Source organism: Cupriavidus necator, assembly GCF_016127575.1.
Lineage (GTDB): Bacteria > Pseudomonadota > Gammaproteobacteria > Burkholderiales > Burkholderiaceae > Cupriavidus > Cupriavidus necator_D.
Genome location: NZ_CP066018.1, coordinates 2,252,232 through 2,273,246, shown reverse-complemented (window position 1 = coordinate 2,273,246; position 21,015 = coordinate 2,252,232). Strand labels below are relative to the sequence as shown.

At 67.0% G+C, this 21,015-nt stretch carries 19 protein-coding genes; 10 read left to right on the top strand and 9 right to left on the bottom strand.

Going from position 1 to position 21,015, the window contains the following annotated elements; translation table 11 throughout:
* Positions 1-3: 3 nt before the first annotated feature.
* The gene (locus I6H87_RS10635) at positions 4-1,404 is read right to left on the bottom strand and encodes an RsmB/NOP family class I SAM-dependent RNA methyltransferase (protein WP_010814986.1); all 1,401 of its coding nucleotides are present in this window, start codon (positions 1,402-1,404) and stop codon (positions 4-6) included.
* Positions 1,401-2,069, bottom strand: coding sequence for a phosphoribosylglycinamide formyltransferase (gene purN, locus I6H87_RS10630; RefSeq protein WP_037023529.1), 669 nt, complete (start codon positions 2,067-2,069; stop codon positions 1,401-1,403). The genes I6H87_RS10635 and purN overlap by 4 nt, the downstream gene beginning before the upstream one ends.
* A 257-nt stretch (positions 2,070-2,326) precedes the next feature.
* On the opposite strand from purN, the gene I6H87_RS10625 reads away from it, so the two are divergent.
* Positions 2,327-2,986, top strand: a complete 660-nt coding sequence (locus I6H87_RS10625) for a response regulator (protein WP_011615962.1) — start codon at positions 2,327-2,329, stop codon at positions 2,984-2,986.
* A 14-nt stretch (positions 2,987-3,000) separates the two neighbouring features.
* Here the strand turns inward: I6H87_RS10625 and I6H87_RS10620 are convergent, their stop codons facing one another.
* Positions 3,001-4,815: a hybrid sensor histidine kinase/response regulator gene (locus I6H87_RS10620; protein ID WP_010814989.1), complete on the bottom strand. Its 1,815-nt coding sequence runs from the start codon at positions 4,813-4,815 to the stop codon at positions 3,001-3,003.
* 227 nt (positions 4,816-5,042) lie between these two features.
* Between I6H87_RS10620 and I6H87_RS10615 the strand changes: the two genes are divergently transcribed.
* The 5 genes from I6H87_RS10615 (at position 5,043) to dut (ending at position 11,550) form a co-directional block, all read left to right on the top strand.
* Positions 5,043-6,038 (top strand): bifunctional riboflavin kinase/FAD synthetase, encoded by a 996-nt coding sequence (locus I6H87_RS10615; protein WP_010814990.1) that lies wholly within the window; start codon positions 5,043-5,045, stop codon positions 6,036-6,038.
* A gap of 124 nt (positions 6,039-6,162) precedes the next feature.
* Positions 6,163-9,057, top strand: a complete 2,895-nt coding sequence (gene ileS, locus I6H87_RS10610; protein ID WP_011615965.1) for an isoleucine--tRNA ligase — start codon at positions 6,163-6,165, stop codon at positions 9,055-9,057.
* Complete coding sequence (lspA, locus tag I6H87_RS10605) at positions 9,057-9,584, top strand: signal peptidase II (protein ID WP_010814992.1); 528 nt, start codon at positions 9,057-9,059, stop codon at positions 9,582-9,584. The genes ileS and lspA overlap by 1 nt, the downstream gene beginning before the upstream one ends.
* 191 nt (positions 9,585-9,775) lie before the next feature.
* Positions 9,776-10,978 carry a bifunctional phosphopantothenoylcysteine decarboxylase/phosphopantothenate--cysteine ligase CoaBC gene (gene coaBC, locus I6H87_RS10600; protein ID WP_010814993.1) on the top strand — a complete coding sequence of 401 codons (1,203 nt, stop codon included), beginning with the start codon at positions 9,776-9,778 and terminating at the stop codon, positions 10,976-10,978.
* Positions 10,979-11,049: 71 nt separating this feature from the next.
* Complete coding sequence (gene dut, locus I6H87_RS10595; protein ID WP_011615967.1) at positions 11,050-11,550, top strand: dUTP diphosphatase; 501 nt, start codon at positions 11,050-11,052, stop codon at positions 11,548-11,550.
* Positions 11,551-11,604: 54 nt separating this feature from the next.
* Here the strand turns inward: dut and I6H87_RS10590 are convergent, their stop codons facing one another.
* The 4 genes from I6H87_RS10590 to clpS all read right to left on the bottom strand — a co-directional run bounded on the left by I6H87_RS10590 (position 11,605) and on the right by clpS (position 16,297).
* On the bottom strand, positions 11,605-12,453 hold the full coding sequence (locus tag I6H87_RS10590; protein ID WP_011615968.1) for a VOC family protein: 849 nt from the start codon (positions 12,451-12,453) through the stop codon (positions 11,605-11,607).
* 42 nt (positions 12,454-12,495) lie between these two features.
* Positions 12,496-13,503, bottom strand: coding sequence for a tripartite tricarboxylate transporter substrate binding protein (locus tag I6H87_RS10585; RefSeq protein WP_010814996.1), 1,008 nt, complete (start codon positions 13,501-13,503; stop codon positions 12,496-12,498).
* 176 nt (positions 13,504-13,679) lie between these two features.
* Positions 13,680-15,974: an ATP-dependent Clp protease ATP-binding subunit ClpA gene (clpA, locus tag I6H87_RS10580; RefSeq protein WP_010814997.1), complete on the bottom strand. Its 2,295-nt coding sequence runs from the start codon at positions 15,972-15,974 to the stop codon at positions 13,680-13,682.
* Positions 15,971-16,297 (bottom strand): ATP-dependent Clp protease adapter ClpS, encoded by a 327-nt coding sequence (gene clpS, locus I6H87_RS10575; protein ID WP_010814998.1) that lies wholly within the window; start codon positions 16,295-16,297, stop codon positions 15,971-15,973. Before clpS ends, clpA begins: the two co-directional genes overlap by 4 nt.
* A 513-nt stretch (positions 16,298-16,810) precedes the next feature.
* Between clpS and I6H87_RS10570 the strand changes: the two genes are divergently transcribed.
* Entirely contained in the window at positions 16,811-17,017 is a 207-nt protein-coding gene (locus tag I6H87_RS10570; RefSeq protein WP_010814999.1) for a cold-shock protein, read from the top strand.
* 210 nt (positions 17,018-17,227) lie between these two features.
* Here the strand turns inward: I6H87_RS10570 and I6H87_RS10565 are convergent, their stop codons facing one another.
* Both I6H87_RS10565 and icd read right to left on the bottom strand, forming a co-directional pair.
* A complete protein-coding gene (locus tag I6H87_RS10565; protein WP_011615969.1) occupies positions 17,228-17,689 on the bottom strand; it encodes a VOC family protein in 462 nt (153 codons plus the stop codon).
* Between the two features lie 148 nt (positions 17,690-17,837).
* Complete coding sequence (gene icd, locus I6H87_RS10560) at positions 17,838-19,088, bottom strand: NADP-dependent isocitrate dehydrogenase (RefSeq protein WP_010815001.1); 1,251 nt, start codon at positions 19,086-19,088, stop codon at positions 17,838-17,840.
* 273 nt (positions 19,089-19,361) lie between these two features.
* Here icd and I6H87_RS10555 point away from each other — a divergent pair, with 273 nt between their 5' ends.
* The 3 genes from I6H87_RS10555 (at position 19,362) to I6H87_RS10545 (ending at position 20,981) form a co-directional block, all read left to right on the top strand.
* Positions 19,362-20,024 carry a pseudouridine synthase gene (locus tag I6H87_RS10555; protein ID WP_010815002.1) on the top strand — a complete coding sequence of 221 codons (663 nt, stop codon included), beginning with the start codon at positions 19,362-19,364 and terminating at the stop codon, positions 20,022-20,024.
* Between the two features lie 105 nt (positions 20,025-20,129).
* The gene (locus I6H87_RS10550) at positions 20,130-20,333 is read left to right on the top strand and encodes a hypothetical protein (RefSeq protein ID WP_010815003.1); all 204 of its coding nucleotides are present in this window, start codon (positions 20,130-20,132) and stop codon (positions 20,331-20,333) included.
* A 189-nt stretch (positions 20,334-20,522) separates the two neighbouring features.
* Positions 20,523-20,981, top strand: coding sequence for a DUF192 domain-containing protein (locus I6H87_RS10545; RefSeq protein WP_010815004.1), 459 nt, complete (start codon positions 20,523-20,525; stop codon positions 20,979-20,981).
* The last annotated feature ends 34 nt before the right edge of the window (positions 20,982-21,015 follow it).

The window sequence follows — 21,015 nt, the reverse complement described above, 5'->3', positions numbered from 1 at the left end:
CGCTCAGCTGGTGCGTTCCAGCACCGCGGCAAAGAAGCCGTCGGTCTGGTGCAGGTGCGGATACAGGGCAAACATGCCGTTGTCCGGCAGCCCGGTCACTTCGATCTTCTGCTCGGCCAGCACTTCGGCGGCCGGCACCAGGCGGAAGTTGGGGTGCGCAGCCAGGAAGTCGCGCACGATCTGCTCGTTTTCGGCTTCCAGCACGCTGCAGGTCGCGTAGACCACGCGGCCGCCGCCCTTCACCAGCCGCGCGGCCGAATCCAGAATCGCGCTCTGCTTGGCAGTCAGTTCCAGCACCGACTCCGGCGATTGCCGCCATTTCAGGTCGGGGTTGCGGCGCAGCGTGCCCAGGCCGCTGCAGGGCGCGTCGACCAGCACGCGGTCGGCCTTGCCGGCCAGGCGCTTGATCTTGGCGTCGCGCTCGGAGTCGATCAGCACCGGATGGACGTTGGACAGCCCGCTGCGCGCCAGCCGCGGCTTCAGGTTGGCCAGGCGCTTTTCCGATACGTCGAAGGCATAGAGCCGGCCGGTCGAGCGCATCGCCGCGCCCAGCGCCAGGGTCTTGCCGCCCGCGCCGGCACAGAAGTCGACCACCATCTCGCCGCGCCTGGGTGCGACCAGGTTGCACAGCAGCTGGCTGCCCTCGTCCTGCACCTCGACCAGGCCGTTGACGAAGATCGGCAACTGGTTCAGTGCCGGCTTGCCGGCCATGCGGATGCCGGCCGGCGCCATCGGCGTCGGCTCGGCGCCCAGGCCGGCGGCGTGCAGCTCGGCCAGCGCGGCCTCGCGGCTGGTCTTGGCCAGGTTGACGCGCAGGTCCAGCGGCGCCGGGCGCAGCAGCGCGTCGCCCAGGGCTGCGGCGAAGGCCTCGCCGTGGCCGCGCACCAGTTCGTCGTACAGCCACTCGGGCAGGTTGGCGCGCACGCGCGGCGCCAGGCTGGAGCGCTCGATCGTGGTCAGACGGTCCAGCCACTCGGCTTCTTCGGGATGCAGGAACGGCGTCAGCGTGTCGCGGCCCAGGGTCGCGGCCAGGCCCAGCAGCGCCAGCCGGCGCGAGGTCGCGCCCGTGCCGCTTTCGGCAAACTGGGCAAATTCGACGCGCCGGCGCAGCACCGCGTAGATGGCCTCGGCGATGATGCCGCGCTCGCGGTGGCCAAGCTTGCTGTTCTCGCGGAAGTAATAGCTCACCACGGCATCGGCCGGGCGCGCAAACAGCATGACCTTGCCCAGCAGGCGGTCGATATGCTGGATATGGGTGGCATGGAGGCCGCCATGCGAGCGGACCGGGGCACCGTTGGCATTGGGCGACTTGCGGATGGGGCTGCCCTTGCCCTTGCCCTTGCTGCGCGCGGGGGCATGTCCTTCGCTGCGCGGGGATCGGGTTCCTGCCTGGGTGCGACTCATGCCTTGACTCCTCCCGCCGGGGTATCGGCGGAGATGGCCATCAGCAATTGCGATTCGGCCGGGTTGATAACGTTGACTACGCCGTCCTGAAGTTGCAGGCGGTCCTCTACGAACCATTGCACGGCGCGGGGATAGATCACGTGCTCGCATTCGAGCAGGCGCGCGGCCAGGCTCTCGGGCGTGTCCGCCGGCCGCACATCAAGTGCAGCCTGAATCACGATCGGGCCATGGTCGAGTTCTGGGGTGACAAAGTGCACGGTGGCGCCATGCAGCTTGACGCCGGCGTCGAGCGCCTGCTTGTGGGTGTTCAGGCCCGGGAAGCATGGCAGCAGCGACGGATGGATATTCAGCAGCCGGCCCGCATAGCGGTCGACGAAGCCGGGCGTGAGTATACGCATGAAACCGGCCAATACCACCAGGTCGGGCGCGTGGGCGTCGATGGCCTCGGCCAAAGCCGCATCAAAAGCGGCACGGTCAGGGTGCTGGCGATGGTCGACCACGCCGGTTTCGATGCCATGCTGCTGCGCGAATTGCAGCCCGGCGGCGTCCGGCCGGTTCGACAGTACTGCCGCCACCCGGGCGGGCCAGCCGCCACCCGCGCAGGCACGGACGATGGCTTCCATATTGGAGCCTCGTCCGGAAATCAAGATGACAATTTTTTTCATCGCGCAATTCTACCAAGGCAAGGCGCTAAACTCTGGTAAAGCCAACGCATTACGTGCTTAATTCACGAGAATCGGACAGGGCGCGATGTCTCTAACATGTGACGGCATGCCCGTATACCCCCGATTGATGGATTGTGACGCTTCGCCCCCTCTGCTAGAGTGGGCGCTACGTCCACGCGCCAACCCTGTGCATGACACAGTGCTCGCCAAGAGCTGGTGACAACAAGGACGAAACGGGAATTTGAACGGGAATTCGCATGTCGAACGCTGCACCGACGTTGTTGGTGGTCGATGATCATCCTATGGCTTTGTCAGGCACTACGGCTTTCCTCGCCGAAGTCATGCCGGATGTGGCAGTCCATGCCGCCGGCAGTGCCCGCGAAGCCCTGACAAGCCTGCAGCAGGGTCTGCGCCCCGATATCGTGCTGCTCGATATCTGGCTGAACGATGGCACCGGCTTCGATGCCATGCAGTCGTTCAAGACCGTCATCCCCGGCGCACGCTTCATCTTCATGTCCGCCGAGGCCACCCCCGAGATCGTCGGCCGCGCCCGCGCGCTGTCGGCCTGCGGCTTCGTCGGCAAGCACCTTGATGCCAATGCCTTCACCGCCGCGGTGCGCAAGGTGCTGGCAGGCGACACCTCCTTCCCCACCGATGAGGCCCTGAACGGCCGCGCGCAGTCGTTCGGGCCCGCCCACGGCATTCCGGTCACGCCGGCCGAGCTCGGCCTGACGCCGCGCCAGGGCTCGGTGCTGGCGCTGGTGCTGGAAGGCCTGCCGAACAAGGTGATCGCGCGCCGCCTGGGGCTGACCGAGAACACCGTCAAGGAGCACGTGTCAGCCATCCTGCAGCGCCTGGGCGTGCGCACGCGCATGCAGGTGATGTCGCGCATGGAGCGGTTCCGCCTGCGCCAGTAACGCAGGCCGGTACCCTACGCCGGCCGCAGCCAGCGGCGCAGCAGCAGCCGCAGCGAAGCCGGGTCCACCGGCTTGGGCAGCACGAAATATCCCGCCTCTTCCGCCGCCGCCAGCGCGGCGGATTTCAGGTCGCCGGTCAGCAGCGCGCTGCGCGCCTGCGGCTGCGTGTTCTGCCAGCGCTCGAGCAAATCCAGTCCGTTCTCGCTGCCGGGCAGGCGCAGGTCGCAGAAGATGATGTCCGGGCGCAGGCCCTTGGCAAACAGCTTGTCGGCCTCGGCGCCGTGCGCGGCGCAGGCCACGCGGATGCCCCAGGCCTCCATCAGCGCGATCCAGGCCTTGCGGATCTGGCTGTCGTCGTCGACCACCAGCACCGTGCCCTGCAGGCGGTCGGGCTTGGCCTCTTCCGCCTGCGCCATCGCGCGCATCTCGCGCACGCTGGCCACGGTCTCGGCCGGCACCGTCGCCAGCGCGAACCAGAACACCGAACCCTTGCCCGGCACCGAGCGCACGCCATAGGTGCCGCGCATCAGGCGCACGCATTCCTTGAAGATGGCCAGCCCCAGGCCCAGGCCCTGCGACGGGTCGCGCTGCGGGTTATGGACCTGGTAATACGGCGAAAAGATGTCGGGCAGGTGCTCGGGTGTCACGCCGGCGCCGGTATCCCAGACTTCCAGCCGCACATGCTTGCGGCGCTGGCGCGCGGTCACCAGCACACCGCCGCGCTGGGTGTAGCGCAGCGCGTTCTGCACCAGGTTGAACAGGGCCCGGCGCAACAGCACCGGCTCGGCCATGGCGTAGAGCTCGTCGGGCACGCGCGGGGTCAGGGTCAGGCCGCTTTCGCGCGCATCGGCGGCAAACTGGCTCATCACGTCGCGAATCAGCGCGCCCAGCTCGCATGGCTCCAGCGTCGGCAACACCTTGCGCCCTTCCAGCTTGGACAGGTCCAGCAGCGAACGGAACAGGAGGTCGATGGTCTGGGTGCCCGCCGCCACCTGCTCCACCAGCGGATGCAGCGCCGACGACTGGTTGCGCGCGCGCAGCGCCTCCACCAGCATCACCAGCGCATGCACCGGCTGGCGCAGGTCGTGGCTGGCGGCAGCCAGGAAGCGCGACTTCTCCTCGCTGGCATGCAGCGCGCGCTCCTTTTCCTCCTGGAACTGCTTGGCCAGGCGGCGGCTGTCGCCCTCGAGCTGGATGGCGCGCACCAGCGTGACCTGCAGGTGCAAGGCATGGCGCGACAGCATCAGACCATAGATCACCAGCAGCACCTGCACATAGACGCCATGGCCGGGGAAGGCGAATTCCGCCATCAGGATATTGGGCACCAGGATCGGCACGCCGGCATAGACCAGGTTCGACGGCACCGGCGCCTGCGACACCGCGCCGCCTGCCAGCACCCCAAGGGTCAGCAGGTACAGCACGCTGGAGAACACGGCCGAGCCCGTATACAAATGCAGCAGCGCCGAACTGCCCCAGGTCACGCCGGTCAGGAAGGCAACCGCGCGCATATTGTTCCACCACTTGCGCGTGTGCGCGGAGCGGCTCATCGAGGCATGGTCGCGCTGGTAGCCGACATAGAACCACAGGCCGCCGACCGTCAGCAGCAGCATCACCGCGCACCAGCCGAGCAAGGCCGCGCGGCTCACGTCGTTCCAGAATCCCAGCGTGGTCAGCGCGGGCAGCAGCACCGAGGCCACGATCGCCGTGGGCGAGTTCTTGTGCACGATGGCCATCAGCTTGGCGCGCGTCTCGACGTCGAGCTGGGCGGTCGCCTGAGGCAGGACTCGGGGCAGGAGCCGGGAAAAGAACCGGTTGGGCAGCGCTTTCAAGTGTGGCTGGCTTGGAATGGGCGGATGTCGGGGGCAGCAGGTGCCAGCGCCGAAGTGAAGCCGAAGTGGGCCATATCATGCCGCCTTTTGCGGCATTGCGCCATGCCGCGAGGGCCGGTTGCGGCACAAAAACAGCAGCGCGGCACCGGCCGCGGGCGGCGGGAGCGGCAAGCGGACCCATTCGCCTTATAATGCTCGCTTTACCTGAAACGTTTCCCGCCGTCCCCGTGAAAGTCTTCCGCGGCCTGCCCAACGCCGAAAGCCGGGCGCCCTGCGCGCTCACCATCGGCAATTTCGACGGTGTGCATCGCGGCCACCAGTCGCTGCTCGCGCGTGCGCGTGCAGCCGCCGACGCACGCGGCCTGCCGCTGTGCGTGATGACCTTCGAGCCGCATCCGCGCGAGTTCTTCACCCCGGACAAGGCCCCCACCCGCATCGCGCTGCTGCGCGACAAGCTGGAAAGCCTGCGCCGCAACGGCGTGGACCGGGTGGTGGTGGAACACTTCAACGCCCACTTTGCCGCCCAGTCGCCGCAGGCGTTCGTTGAGAACGTGCTGTGGCACGGCCTGCACGCGCGTTGGGTGCTGGTCGGCGACGACTTCCGCTTCGGCGCCAGGCGCGCCGGCGACTTTACCTACCTGCAGGAAGCCGGGCGCCGCTACGGCTTCGATGTCGAGCAGATGGGATCGGTGTCCGAAGGCGGCATCCGCATCTCCAGCTCTGCCGTGCGCCAGGCGCTGGCCGACGGCGATCTGGAGCATGCCCGGCGCCTGCTCGGCCACGGCTATGCCATCAGTGGCCACGTGATCCACGGCCGCAAGCTGGGCCGCGACCTGGGCTTCCCGACGCTGAACCTGCGCATCTCGCACAAGCGGCCGGCAGTCAGCGGCATCTTCGTGGTGCAGGTGCACGGCATCGCCGACCAGCCCCTGCCGGGCGTGGCCAGCATCGGCGTGCGCCCCACCATCGAGGACGCCGGCCGGGTGCTGCTGGAAGTCCACCTGTTCGATTTCAAAGAGAACCTGTACGGCAAGCTGGTGCGGGTTGAATTCATGAAGAAGCTGCGCGACGAAGCGCGCTTCGACAACCTGGACGAGCTCACCGCCGCCATCGCCAAGGACAGCGCCGATGCGCGCGCCTTCTTCGGCCTGACCGCCCCGGGCGCGGCCGAAGGCAGCGGCGGGCGCGACTTCGCCACCTCCGCCACCGACCGAATTAGGTAGCGGCCGGCGCCCGCCCGCACGCCAGTGGCGCGGGCCCGGCACGCACGCCGCCGCCCCAGTCTTTCCGCGCGCCCGCCGGCCTGCCGCCGCCCGCGCGCCAACCCGAATTGCCCTGAGAATCGAAATGCCTGACGACAAACGCGCCAAGCCCGAGAAAAGCAAATATCCGGTCAACCTGCTCGACACGCCCTTCCCGATGCGTGGCGACCTGCCCAAGCGCGAGCCGCAGTGGGTCAAGCAGTGGCAGGACAAGCAGCTCTACAAGAAGATCCGCGCGGCCCGCAAGGGCGCGAAGAAGTTCGTGCTGCACGACGGCCCGCCGTATGCCAACGGCGACATCCATATCGGCCACGCCGTCAACAAGGTGCTCAAGGACATGATCATCAAGGCGCGCGGCCTGACCGGGCTGGACGCCGTCTACGTGCCGGGCTGGGACTGCCACGGCATGCCGATCGAGATCCAGATCGAGAAGAAATTCGGCAAGGGCCTGCCGGTGCAGGAGGTCCAGGCCAAGGCGCGCGCCTACGCCACCGAGCAGATCAAGCGCCAGATGATGGATTTCGAACGCCTGGGCGTGCTGGGCGACTGGGACCACCCCTACCTGACCATGAACTACAGCAACGAGGCGGATGAACTGCGCGCACTCGGCAAGATCATGGAGAAGGGCTATGTGTTCCGCGGCCTGAAGCCGGTGAACTGGTGTTTCGACTGCGGCTCGGCGCTGGCCGAGGCCGAGGTCGAATACAAGGACAAGGTCGACCTGTCGATCGACGTGGGCTTCCCGTTCGCGCAAGCCGACAAGCTGGCACACGCCTTCAAGGTGCCCTTCGAGCAGCTCGACGGCAAGCCCGGCTGGATCGTGATCTGGACCACCACGCCATGGACCATCCCGAGCAACCAGGCGCTGAACGTGCACCCGGAAGTGGAATACGCGCTGGTCGAGACCCCGCGCGGCTACCTGATCCTGGCCACCGAGCGCGTCGAGGAGCAGCTCAAGGTCTACGGCCTGGAAGGCAAGGTCGTGGCCACCACCACCGGCGCGGCATTGTCGGAAATCCGCTTCCACCACCCGCTGGCCAAGATGGACGCGGGCTATGACCGCCTGTCGCCGGTCTACCTGGGCGACTATGTCACCACCGACACCGGTTCGGGCATCGTGCACTCGGCGCCGGCCTACGGCGTGGAAGACTTCCAGTCGTGCAAGGCGCACGGCATGGCCGATTCCGACATCATCAGCCCGGTGATGGGCAACGGCGTCTATGCCGGCACGCTGCCGCTCTTTGGCGGGCTGTCGATCTGGGACGCCAACCCGAAGATCGTCGAGGTGCTGCAGGCCTCGGGCAACCTGTTCAACTCGCACAAGTACACCCACAGCTACATGCACTGCTGGCGCCACAAGACGCCGATCATCTACCGTGCCACCTCGCAGTGGTTCGCGGGCATGGACGTGGACCCGGCCGACGAGAACGGCAAGACCGGCCCCACCCTGCGCGAGACCGCGCTGGCCGGCATCGACGCCACCGAGTTCTTCCCGGCCTGGGGCAAGCAGCGCCTGCACAACATGATCGCCAACCGGCCGGACTGGACGCTGTCGCGCCAGCGCCAGTGGGGCGTGCCGATGGCCTTCTTCCTGCACAAGGAAACCGGAGCGCTGCACCCGCGCACGCCGCAGTTGCTGGAAGAAGTGGCCAGGCGCGTCGAGCAGCATGGCATCGAGGCCTGGCAGACGCTGGACCCGGCCGAGCTGCTGGGCGACGAGGCCAGCCAGTACGAGAAGAACCGCGACACGCTGGACGTGTGGTTCGACTCCGGCACCACGCACTGGTCCGTGATCCGCGGCTCGCACCGCGACGACCTGTACGATCCGTCCGCCGATGAAGCCGATGGCCGCCTCGCCGACCTGTACCTGGAAGGCTCGGACCAGCACCGCGGCTGGTTCCACTCGTCGCTGCTGACCGCGTCGATGCTGTACGGCAAGCCGCCCTACAAGGCGCTGCTGACGCACGGCTTCACCGTCGACGGCGAAGGCCGCAAGATGTCCAAGTCGATCGGCAACACCGTGTCGCCGCAGGACATCTCGAACAAGATGGGCGCCGAGATCATCCGCCTGTGGGTAGCCTCGACCGACTACTCCGGCGAGCTGTCGATCTCGGACGAGATCCTCAAGCGCGTGGTGGAAGGCTACCGCCGCATCCGCAACACGCTGCGCTTCCTGCTGTCCAACCTGTCCGACTACGACCACGCCAGGCACGCGCTGCCGGCGTCGGAATGGCTGGAGATCGACCGCTACGCCGTGGCACTGACCGCGCAGCTGCAAAAGGAAGTGCTGTCGCACTATGAGGCGTATGAATTCCACCCGGTGGTGTCCAAGCTGCAGACCTTCTGCTCCGAGGACCTGGGCGGGTTCTACCTCGATGTGCTGAAGGACCGCCTGTACACCACCGCGCCGGACTCCAAGGCCCGCCGCGCGGCGCAGAACGCGCTGTACCACATCACCCAGGCGATGCTGCACTGGATGGCGCCGTTCCTGTCGTTCACCGCCGAGGAAGCGTGGCAGATCTTCGCCCACGGCACCGAGCACACCGACACCATCTTCACCAGCACCTACTACGCGATACCGGAAGTCGACGATGGCGCCGACGATCTGCTGCAGAAGTGGCACACGCTGCGCGAAGTGCGCGCCGAGGTCACCAAGCAGCTGGAAGCGGTGCGCGTGGAAGGCGAGATCGGCTCGTCGCTGCAGGCCGAGCTGACCATCCAGGCCGGCGGCCCGGTGCTGGACGCGCTGCAGAGCCTGGGCGACGACCTGCGCTTCGTGCTGCTGACCTCATCGGCCAAGGTAACGCACGCGCCCGAGGCCGGCGACCTGCTGGTCACGGTGACCCCGTCGACCCATGCCAAGTGCGAGCGCTGCTGGCACTACCGCGCCGATGTCGGCCACAACCCGGACCATCCGACCCTCTGCGGGCGCTGCGACAGCAACCTGTTCGGCGCCGGTGAACACAGGAGCCATGCCTGATGGCATCGACCACGTCCCGTTCCGCGCGCCCGGCACGCCGCAACAACAAGGCCGCCAGCACCACCCCGCTGCTGTGGATGGCCTTCGCGCTGCTGGTGGTGGTGCTCGACCAGTTCTTCAAGATCGTCATCGTGCGCACCTTCACCTATGGTGAATCGCGCCCGGTGACCGGCTTCTTCAACCTGGTGCTGGTCTACAACAAGGGCGCGGCGTTCAGCTTCCTGGCCGATGCCGGCGGCTGGCAGCGCTGGTTCTTCACCGGGCTGGGCATCGTGGTGGGCGCGTTCATCGTGTGGCTGCTGTATCGCCACACCGGACAGCGGCTGTTCTGCTTCGCAGTGTCGCTGATCCTGGGCGGCGCGGTCGGCAACGTGATCGACCGCGTGGTCTACGGGCACGTGGTCGATTTCCTGGATTTCTATGTGCGCAACTACCACTGGCCGGCCTTCAACGTGGCCGACTGCGCGATCACGGTCGGCGCGGTGCTGCTGATCGTGGACGAGCTGCGCAGGGTGCGGCGCCACTGAGCGCCCTGATTGTGTTCCGCTCTCCCCTCACGGGGAGAGGCCAGGGTGAGGGGCGGTTCAGCAAGGCACCACGCCACCAGAACCGCCCGCCCTCACCCCCGGCCCCACTCCCGCCGTGCGGGAGTGGGGAGCCAACCCTCAGCCGGCTTCCCCGGTATCATTTCCCTTTCTCCCCAGCCAGGTTCCCCACCATGGATTTGCGCGGCAAGCACATCGTTCTCGGCCTGACCGGCGGCATCGCCTGCTACAAGTCGGCCGAACTGGTCCGCCTGCTGACCAAGGCCGGCGCCACCGTGCAGGTGGCCATGACCGAGGCGGCGACGCACTTCATCACGCCGGTGACGATGCAGGCGCTGTCCGGCCGTCCGGTCTTCCTGTCGCAGTGGGATGCCCGCATCGACAACAACATGGCGCACATCGACCTGTCGCGCGAGGCCGATGCCATCGTCATCGCTCCGGCCTCGACCGATTTCATGGCGCGCCTGGCCAACGGGCTGTGCGACGACCTGCTCAGCACCCTGTGCATCGCGCGCGACTGCCCGCTGCTGGTGGCACCGGCGATGAACCGCCAGATGTGGGCCGCCCCCGCCACCCAGCGCAACGCCGCGCAACTGCGCGCCGACGGCGTGATGATCCTGGGCCCCGGCAGCGGCGACCAGGCCTGCGGCGAGGTCGGCGACGGCCGCATGCTGGAGCCCGAAGAACTGCTCGACGACATCATCGCCTTCTTCCAGCCCAAGCCGCTGCAAGGCAAGCGCGTGCTGATCACCGCCGGCCCGACCTTCGAGGCGATCGACCCGGTGCGCGGCATCACCAACCTGTCGTCCGGCAAGATGGGCTTCTCGATCGCGCGCGCGGCGCGCGAGGCCGGCGCCGAGGTGCTGCTGGTGGCCGGCCCCACCGGCCTGCCCACCCCGCGCGGCGTGCTCCGCACCGACGTGCGCAGCGCGCAGCAGATGCATGACGCGGTGATCGCGCAGCTGCACGGCGTGGATGTCTTTGTCGCCGTGGCCGCGGTGGCAGACTGGCGCCCGGCTGAAGTCGCGCAGCAGAAGCTGAAGAAGGCCAACGATACCGACACCCCCACGCTGCAGTTCGTGCAGAACCCCGACATCCTGGCCACGGTCGCGGCGCGGGCCGACGCACCCTACTGCGTCGGCTTTGCCGCCGAGAGCGAGAACCTGGAGCGGTACGGCGAGCAGAAGCGCCAGCGCAAGGGCGTACCGCTGCTGGTCGGCAATATCGGCCACCATACCTTCGGCCTGGACGACAACGAAATCGTGCTGTTCGACGCCGCCGGCATGACGCGGCTGCCGCGCGCCGACAAGCTGTCACTGGCGCGCCAGCTGGTGGCGGCGATCGGCCAGCGCCTGCCCGGGCGCACACGGCCCTGATGGCGGGCGCGCGTCCGGTATCATGCGCGGCTGCCACCTATTCCGTTGAACCGATTTCCCCCAGGATTCCCATGACCCAGCCACTGAACCCAACCGTCGAAATCAAGGTGCTCGATGCGCGCCTGAATGAATGGGGCCTGCCCGCCTACCAGAGCGAAATGGCCGCCGCCATCGACCTCCATGCCTGCGTCGACGCCCCGGTATCGATCGCGCCGGGCACGCCCGCGCAACTGGTGCCGGCCGGCATCGCCGTGCACATGGGCAACCCGTACATGGCCGCGACCATCGTGCCGCGCTCGGGCCTGGGCCACAAGAAGGGCCTGGTGCTGGGCAATTCGATCGGCGTGATCGATGCCGACTACCAGGGCCAGATCATGGTCAGCGTGTGGAACCGCAACGCGCCCGGCACCGAGCCGATCGTGATCCAGCCGGGCGAGCGCATCGCGCAGATGATGTTCGTGCCGGTGCTGCGGCCGGTGTTTTCGACGGTGGCAGAATTCAGCGAAGACAGCGAACGCGGCGCGGGCGGCTTTGGCTCGACCGGCGTGCACCACGCCAAGGCCAGCGCCTGACGCAGCCTCTGGCCGCACAAGACACTGGCGCCCCGCGGGGCGCCAGTTTGCTTTTCAGCCCTGCTGCTCGAACAGCAGCGCCACGCCGCTGGCGGCATCCGCCAGCACCAGGGTCTCGCGCGGGCCCAGGTCGTGGGTCGGCACACCCTGTTCGCGCCAGCCGGCACGTGCCGCCGCCAGGTCATCGGTGCGCAGGCGGATTGCAGCGTAGCCCGGCCCCTCGCGCCGGATATGCGCGGTGCCGGTGGCCGAAGCCAGCGCCTGCGGCGTGCTGACCACCAGCGTGGCATCGTCCAGCGCCAGGCTGCAGACATGTTCGCTCAGCTGCGTCAGCTCGCCGCCGGTCAGCTCCGCGTAGGCGTGCGCGGCGGCGTCCACCAGCGCGGGCGCCACCACCAGGAACATGGTGGCGATGCTGTGCGCGCCGTTGGCATGGCGGGTCCATTCGGGCCGCCACAGCAGTTCGGGCGTACGGTGCTCGCAGACGAAGTAGCGCGCGCCCGGCGCATCGTCAAGCGCGGTCACGCGGAAGGTGGCCGGGTGCTCGCTGCCGTCATCCAGCCGCACCGGACGCGAGAACTCGATCGGGTCCGAGGTGTGCCAGCCCGCCGCACGCAGCCGTGCCGCGGTGGCAAAGGCATCGGCGCTCTTGCACGACATCGCCGCGCAGCCGCCGCCGTGCGCCTGCGCATCCCAGTAGTACTGGCGGCTTGGGCTGGGCGCGGTCACGTGCAGCAACTCAAGGTAGTCCCGCCGCAGCATGATGCAGTGGTTCTGCGAGCCGAGCGTGTGGTAGCCGCGCGGCGTCAGCGTAAAGCCGAGCCGGCGCCATGCCCGGGCCCCGGCATCGAGGTCTGGGCACACCACCACCGCGTGGTCGAACATTTCCGCTTGCGTTGCCATCGGCATCCTCTCGGTTTCACGGCGCACCCGCGCCGGACATCGTCATTCGAACTGGATATTGGCCTTGCGCGCCACGGCCTGCCATTTGTCATGCTCGCGGCGCACCAGGTTGCCGAGGTCGGCCGGGCTGCCGCCCACGATCTCGAAGCCCTGCGCGGCCAGCGCATCGAGCACGCGCGGCTGGCGCAGCGATTCGACCAGCGCGTCGTGGATGCGCGTGACCGTGGATGCCGGCAGGCCGGCCGGGCCGAACACGCCGATCCAGGAGTAGGCCTCGAAGCCCTTGAGCCCCTGCTCTGCCACCGTCGGCACCTGCGGCAGCTGGCGCAGCCGGCTGGTGCCGGTCACGCCCAGCACCTTGATGGTGCGTGCGGCCACGTGCGCCTGCACGGCGGCGTAGCTGCTGAAGAAAATATCGACCTCGTTGGACAGCACCGCCTGCACGGCCGGGCCGCCGCCCTTGTAGGGCACATGCAGCATGCGTACGCCGGCTTCGGTCGCCAGCGCCTCTGCCGCCAGCTGGTTCAGGCTGCCGATGCCGGACGAGGCATAGCGCACGCCGTCGGGCCTGGCCTTGGCCAGCTCCACCAGCTCGCGCACATTGGCCACGGGCAGCGCGGGATTGGCGGCAATCACCAGCGGAAAGCGCACCAGCTGCGAGATTGGCGAGAAATCGCGGAAGGTGTCGTAGGGCAGCTGCTTGTAGGCGAAAGGGTTGATGGCGTGGGTGTCGAAGGCCATCAACAGGGTGGTGCCGTCCGGCTTCGCGCGCGCCACGGTGCTCGATGCGATCAGGCCGCCGGCACCCGGCTTGTTGTCGACCACCGCGGCCTGCCCCAGCGTCGCCTTCAGCCCAGGCTGCAGCTGCCGGGCCACGATGTCGACGCTCCCGCCAGGCGGGAACGGCAGCACCAGCGCGATCGGGCGGTTGCCCGCCAGCGGTTCGGCGCCGGCGGCTGCAGCGACGTGGAGCATCGGGACGGGCATGGCACCCAGCGGCAGGATCTTGAGCAGCAGGCGGCGGCGCCGCGTGCGTTCGGCAGAGGACATCAGGGTTTTCAGGCTGGATTCCTGGCCGGTTGCGCGGCCAGCTGCGGCCGCAAACCCGTGCCCCGACGGGCATGGCCGGCGGCCGCCGGGACAAAAAGAAAAGGGGCGGCATGACTGCCGCCCCCGTATTTTGCCCGATGACCGGCCACGTTGCTGGCAACGCGGCCGATAACCGCTCAGGCTTCTGCGCGCTGTTCCTCGGGCGCCTCGGGCGGTTCCGGCTCGATCTCGGAGAAATCGAGCTTGATCTGGTCCTGCTCGTCCAGGTCCACCACCACCTTGCCGCCCGAAACCAGCCTGCCGAACAGCAGTTCGTCGGCCAGGGCCTTGCGGATCATGTCCTGGATCAGGCGCTGCATCGGGCGCGCGCCCATCAGCGGATCGAACCCCTTGTGCGCCAGGAACTTGCGCAGCTTCTCGGTAAAGCTGGCTTCCACCTTCTTCTCGTGCAGCTGCTCTTCCAGCTGCATCAGGAACTTGTCGACCACGCGCAGGATGATTTCCTCGTCCAGCGAGCGGAAGCTGATCATGGCATCCAGCCGGTTGCGGAACTCCGGCGTGAACATGCGCTTGATGTCAGCCATCTCGTCGCCCTGCTCGCGCGAGCTGGTGAAGCCGATGGTGGCGCGGTTCATGGTCTCCGCTCCCGCGTTGGTGGTCATGATGATGATCACGTTGCGGAAGTCGGCGCGCCGGCCGTTGTTGTCGGTCAGCGAACCATGGTCCATCACCTGCAGCAGGATATTGAAGATATCCGGATGCGCCTTCTCGATTTCGTCCAGCAGCAGCACGCAGTGCGGCTTCTTGGTGACGGCCTCGGTCAGCAGGCCACCCTGGTCGAAGCCGACGTATCCCGGCGGCGCGCCGATCAGGCGGCTCACCGCGTGGCGTTCCATGTACTCGGACATGTCGAAGCGCAGCAGCTCGATGCCCATGATGAAGGCGAGCTGCTTGGCGACTTCGGTCTTGCCCACGCCGGTGGGGCCGGAGAACAGGAACGAGCCGATCGGCTTGTCGGTCTTGCCCAGGCCGGCGCGCGACATCTTGATCGCCGAGGCCAGTGCCTCGATCGCCGGGTCCTGGCCGAACACCACCGACTTCAGGTCGCGGTCCAGCGTCTGCAGCTTGCTGCGGTCGTCCTGGTTCACGCTCTGCGGCGGGATGCGTGCGATGCGCGAGACGATGTCCTCGATCTCGCCCTTGCCGATGGTCTTCTTCTGCTTGGACTTCGGCAGGATGCGCTGCGCCGCGCCGGCTTCGTCGATCACGTCGATCGCCTTGTCGGGCAGGTGGCGGTCGGTGATGAAGCGGGCCGACAGCTCCGCTGCCGCGGTCAGCGCCGAGGCCGCGTACTTGACGCCGTGGTGCTCCTCGAAGCGCGACTTCAGGCCGCGCAGGATCTGCACGGTCTGGTCGACCGAAGGCTCGACCACGTCGATCTTCTGGAAGCGCCGCGACAGCGCCGCGTCCTTCTCGAAGATGCCGCGATATTCCGTGAACGTGGTCGCGCCGATGCACTTGAGCTGGCCCGACGACAGCGCCGGCTTGAGCAGGTTGCTGGCGTCCAGCGTCCCGCCCGAGGCAGCGCCCGCGCCGATCAGCGTGTGGATCTCATCGATGAACAGGATCGCGTTCGGATTGTCCTTGAGCGACTTGAGCACGCCCTTCAGGCGCTGCTCGAAGTCGCCGCGGTACTTGGTGCCGGCCAGCAGCGCGCCCATGTCGAGCGAGTAGACGGTCGCCTTTTCCAGGATGTCCGGCACCTCGTTCTTGGTGATGCGCCACGCCAGGCCCTCGGCGATCGCGGTCTTGCCGACGCCGGCCTCGCCCACCAGCAGCGGGTTGTTCTTGCGCCGGCGGCACAGCACCTGGACCACGCGCTCGACTTCGCTCTCGCGGCCGATCAGCGGGTCGATCTTGCCGGCCTTGGCCAGCGTGTTCAGGTTCTGGGTGTATTGCTCGAGCGGGCTTTCCTTGCCGTCGCCGCCCTCGCCTTCGCCGGCGGCATCGCCATGCTTGGCGGGCTCGGACTGGTCCTTGCGGATGCCGTGGCTGATGAAATTGACCACGTCCAGCCGCGTCACGCCCTGCTGCTGCAGGTAATAGACCGCGTGCGAATCCTTCTCGCCGAAAATCGCGACCAGCACGTTGGCACCCGTCACTTCCTTCTTGCCGTTGGAAGTGGACTGGACGTGCATGATCGCGCGCTGGATCACGCGCTGGAAACCGAGCGTGGGCTGGGTATCGACCTCGTCGGTACCCGGCACTACCGGCGTGTTATCCGCGATGAAGTTCTTAAGGCTGGTGCGCAGGTCTTCTATATTGGCCGCGCAGGCGCGCAAGACTTCCGCTGCCGTGGGATTGTCGAGCAATGCCAGCAGCAGGTGCTCCACGGTAATGAACTCGTGGCGTGCCTGCCTGGCTTCGACAAACGCCATATGCAGGCTCACTTCCAATTCTTGCGCAATCATGCTTCCTCCATCACGCACTGCAGGGGATGCCCCGCCTGCCGCGCGTGCGTTGACACCAGCTCGACCTTGGTCGCTGCAATATCCCTGGTGTAGATACCGCAGACGCCCTTTCCTTCCCGGTGCACGGTGAGCATGATCTGCGTCGCCGTTTCCCGGTCCCTGCTGAAATACTGCTGCAGGATCATCACTACAAACTCCATCGGAGTGTAGTCGTCATTAAGCAGCACCACCTTGAACATGGCGGGCGGTTTAAGCGCCTGCTCTTTCCGCTCCAGGATGGTGCCCGCTTCGCGTTGTGGGACATTCGCAAGCCGTGTAGCCATGGCTTTATTCTAACCCTTACTCGCAACTCTGCAATTTGGGGAAAAGGCGCCGGATTCAAGAGCCGGGCCACCTGTTTCCGGTGGTGGAAGGACGCGGGATTTCACGCGGGAGGCATTGCAAGGCACGTGGCCGGCGCGGGCGGGACAGCAAGCACGGCAGCCCTGGCGCATGCCGCCAAGGTACCACCAGGTGCCGTCCCATTCCCGCCACACCCTGCTGGCAGTGGGGAATCCGCCAACTTGACAGTATCCTGCTTTGCCAGAAGAATCGTTCGCACACCTGCCGACGGCCAACGAGCCAAAGCAACAGCCGAGACAGGTGATCCGTGAGCAGGGAGGCCACGGCCGCCGCGGCGGCGAGTCAGCATCGAGACTGTCCGCCACGCGATTGCACCTCGCCGCGCGTCATCGCCGGCCGCGCCTCAGGACGCGGCAGGTCATGGCGCCGCAGTCCGTGCCGTCTGGCCGGCAAGGCTTCCCCGCTTTGAAATCTGCTATTTCGTGGGGGAGTATATGGCAAGCGGTATCGTCAAATGGTTCAATGACGCCAAGGGCTTCGGGTTCATCAAGCCGGACGAGGGCGAAGAAGAACTGTTTGCGCACTTTTCGGCTATCCAGATGTCCGGCTTCAAGACGCTGAAGGAAGGTCAACGCGTCTCGTTCGAGGTGGTCCAGGGCCCCAAGGGCAAGCAAGCCACCAATATCCAGGACGCCAGCTAAAGCGCGCCGCGACCGCATCCCGGCCGCAGAGCCGCGGAGCGGTCAACCAGGGTGTGGGGGGAGCTCCCCCGGGACGGGATCGATGCCAGCGCCCCGCGTTGCCGCCACGGCGGTGCGGCGGGTGCCGGCGCGGATCAGCTGCACGCACCACATCCGACCGAAAGCCCGGCCTCGCGCCGGGCTTTCTGCTTGTGCCCCGGGGTCGGGCCATCAGGCCCAGCCGTCGATCTTGAGCCCGCTGGCCTGCTCGGCTTCTTCCCTGGTGACCTTGCGCACAGTCTGGCCGAAGGTCCAGACATGGCCCTCCGCGTCCCGGGCCGTGTAGGTCCGGTCGCCGTAGAACTCGTCCTGCGGCTCGCGCAGGATCACGGCGCCGGCGGCGCGGGCGCGCTCGCAATGCTGGTCCAGCCCTTCCCGCAGGTGCACGTGCAGGGTCTGGGTATTCTTGCCCCCGATCGAGGCCGGGCTGGCGGTAAAGTCCGCCCACTCGCTGCCCACCATCAGGTAGCTGTCGCCGAAACGCATTTCAGAATGCACCAGCTGGTCCTGCTGGTCGCGGATCACCATGACCCGCTCAAAGCCGAAGGCGCGCTCCAGCCAGTCCAGGGCCGCCAGCGGGTCCTTGTAGAAGAGGGCCGCACCGAACGCGGTGCGGCGGAAGGGATCGTCCATGCCTGTCTCCTCGGGCCGCCAGGCCCGTCAGTCCAACCCCTGACGTTCTAGGCAACAGTGGCGCCCGGGGCAAGAAAAAACCCCGGCGCCGACCAGACGGCACCGGGGTTTTCCTTGGCAGGTCGCCCGCCGCAGCGGGAGTCCGTGCTTACATATTGTCGATCATCACCTGGCCAAAGCCCGAGCACGACACCTGCGTCGCGCCTTCCAGCAGGCGGGCGAAGTCATACGTCACCTTCTTGGACAGGATCGACTGCTCCATCGACGAGATGATCAGGTCCGCGGCTTCGGTCCAGCCCATGTGACGCAGCATCATTTCGGCCGACAGGATTTCCGAGCCCGGGTTGACGTAGTCCTTGCCGGCGTACTTCGGCGCGGTGCCGTGGGTGGCCTCGAACATGGCAACCGAGTCAGACATATTGGCGCCCGGGGCGATGCCGATGCCGCCGACCTGTGCGGCCAGCGCGTCGGAGACATAGTCGCCGTTCAGGTTCAGCGTGGCGATCACCGAGTATTCGGCCGGACGCAGCAGGATCTGCTGCAGGAAGGCGTCGGCAATGGCGTCCTTGATCACGATGTCCTTGCCGGTCTTCGGGTTCTTGAACTTGCACCACGGGCCGCCGTCGACCAGCTCGGCGCCGAATTCCTTTTGCGCCAGCTCGTAGCCCCAGTCACGGAAGCCACCTTCGGTGAACTTCATGATGTTGCCCTTGTGCACCAGCGTCACCGACGGCTTGTCGTTGTCGATGGCGTACTGGATCGCCTTGCGCACCAGACGCTCGGTGCCCTCGCGCGAGACCGGTTTGATGCCGATGCCCGAGGTCGCCGGGAAGCGGATCTTCTTCACGCCCATCTCGTCCTGCAGGAACTTGATGAGCTTCTTCGCCTGCTCGCTTTCCGCCGCCCATTCGATGCCGGCGTAGATGTCTTCCGAGTTCTCGCGGAAGATCACCATGTCGGTCTTTTCCGGCTCACGCACCGGCGAGGGCACGCCCTTGAAGTAGCGCACCGGGCGCAGGCAGACGTACAGGTCCAGCTGCTGGCGCAGTGCCACGTTCAGCGAGCGGATGCCGCCGCCCACCGGCGTGGTCAGCGGACCCTTGATCGAGACCACGTAATCCTTGAGCACCTCCAGGGTTTCGTCCGGCAGCCACACGTCCGGGCCGTAGACCTTGGTGGACTTCTCGCCGGCGTAGATCTCCATCCAGGCGATCTTGCGCTTGCCGCCATAGGCCTTGGCCACAGCCGCGTCGACCACCTTGATCATCACCGGGGTGATATCGAGGCCCGTACCGTCGCCTTCGATGTAAGGAATGATCGGATTGTCCGGGACATTCAGCGAAAAGTCCTGGTTGACCGTGATCTTTTCGCCGGCCGGAACCTTGATATGTTGGTACATGACGTCTCCAGTACGGAACGGTTGTGACTGCCGCCGGTTCATGGCCGGTCGGCGAGATTCGGGGAGATGGCGCTGTGGCATTGTAGCGGGCCTTGCTGCGCGCCCGTGCTGCATTGCATCACCCTGGCGCCATCCTGGGCTGCCTTCAGTCTTATATAAGACACAAGACTAATTTCGTATTATGCAGCAATTTTTCATCATCCGCCAATCGGGCCGGACCCCAGATCCGCCGATTTCCCGGCCCGGCGCGCCGCTGCGGCATACTTGCGCCCCATGACCCTGATTGCCCTGAACAAGCCGTTTGGCACCATGAGCCAGTTCTCGGAACACCCGACGCGCCCGACGCTGGCCGCGTGCGTGAGCGTGCCCGGCGTCTACCCGGCCGGGCGGCTCGATGCCGACAGCGAGGGCCTGCTGCTGCTGACCGACGACGGCGCGCTGCAGGCGCGCATCGCCGACCCGCGCCACAAGCTGGAGAAGACTTACCTGGCCCAGGTCGAAGGCATTCCCGATGCCGCCGCGCTGGCCCGGCTGCGCGCCGGGGTAGACCTCGGCGACTTCGTGACCCAGCCCGCCAGGGTACGCGCCATCGACGCGCCCGACTGGCTGTGGCCGCGCCAGCCGCCGGTGCGCTTTCGCGCGGCGATCCCGACCGCGTGGCTGGAGCTGAAGATCCGCGAGGGCAAGAACCGGCAGGTGCGCCGCATGACCGCCGCGGTCGGCTTTCCCACATTGCGGCTGGTGCGCGTCGGGATCGGCCCGCTCGACCTGCGCGCGCTCGGCCTCGCGCCCGGGGCCTGCTGCGAGGTGTTGCCGGCGCAACTGGGACTGGCACCGGCAGCACCGCGCATGCGCCAGGAGCCGGCACCTCGATCCCATGTCTCGAAGACCAGACAGGCGAACGACACCAAGCGGCGTTCTCGTTACAAAAACTAACAAGTCGCGGGTCAACGCTGGCGGCAGCGGCCTCGTTCTTGTCGGGGACACGTCCTATCACGCGTCAAACTTTCCGACTGTTCTCATCCTTCGAGGTAATACGTCATGAAAAAACTGATCGCTGCTCTGGTTGTTGGCCTGTTCGCCACCGGCGCCTTCGCCCAGGCTTCGGCACCTGCTGCCGCCGACGCTGCAGCGCCCGCGGCCACCAAGGAAGCCCCGAAGACCACGACCAAGAAGAAGACCACCAGCAAGAAGCACAGCAAGAAGAAGGCTGCCCCCGCCGCTTCGGCCCCGGCTGCCCAGTAATCGCTGGCGCCCTTCCTGCCCCGTGCGCTCGCGAGGCAGGAAAGAGAAGGCAGGCTGCCGCCAGGCGCCTGCCTTTTTTGTTGCCGCGACAGCTCGTGATGCGCGACGTACGGCCCGCCGCACATCGGTACACTGCGCGTGCGCTATGCTTGCGGCTGCCGCTGCCCGCGCCATTTCAGACTGAACACCATGTCCTTCCTGTCCAACACGCTGTTGTCACGATGCTCCTCGATTGCCGGCCTGCTCGCGCTGAGCGCCGGGATCGCGCACGCGCAGGCCGCGCTGCCGGTGGTGCCGCTCACCGCAGGCATGTTTGCAATCCAGGCCGAGGTTGCCGCCACGCCGGCGGCACGCGAGCAGGGGCTGATGTACCGCACGACCATGGCCCCCAACGCCGGCATGCTGTTCGTGTTCGAGCAGAAGGCGGGCCACTGCTTCTGGATGCGCAACACCGAGCTGCCGCTGTCGATCGCCTTCCTGGCCGATGACGGCACCATCGTCAATATCGAGGACATGGCGCCGCGCACGGAGAGCAATCATTGCCCGAAGGCGGCGATCCGCTATGCGCTGGAAATGAACAGGGGATGGTTCGCGCAGAAAGGCATCAAGGCCGGCGCGAAAATCGGCGGACTGCCGCAGCCTCGCTGAGTGCGGCAGCGCCAGGCGGCGCCGGCAGGAGCAC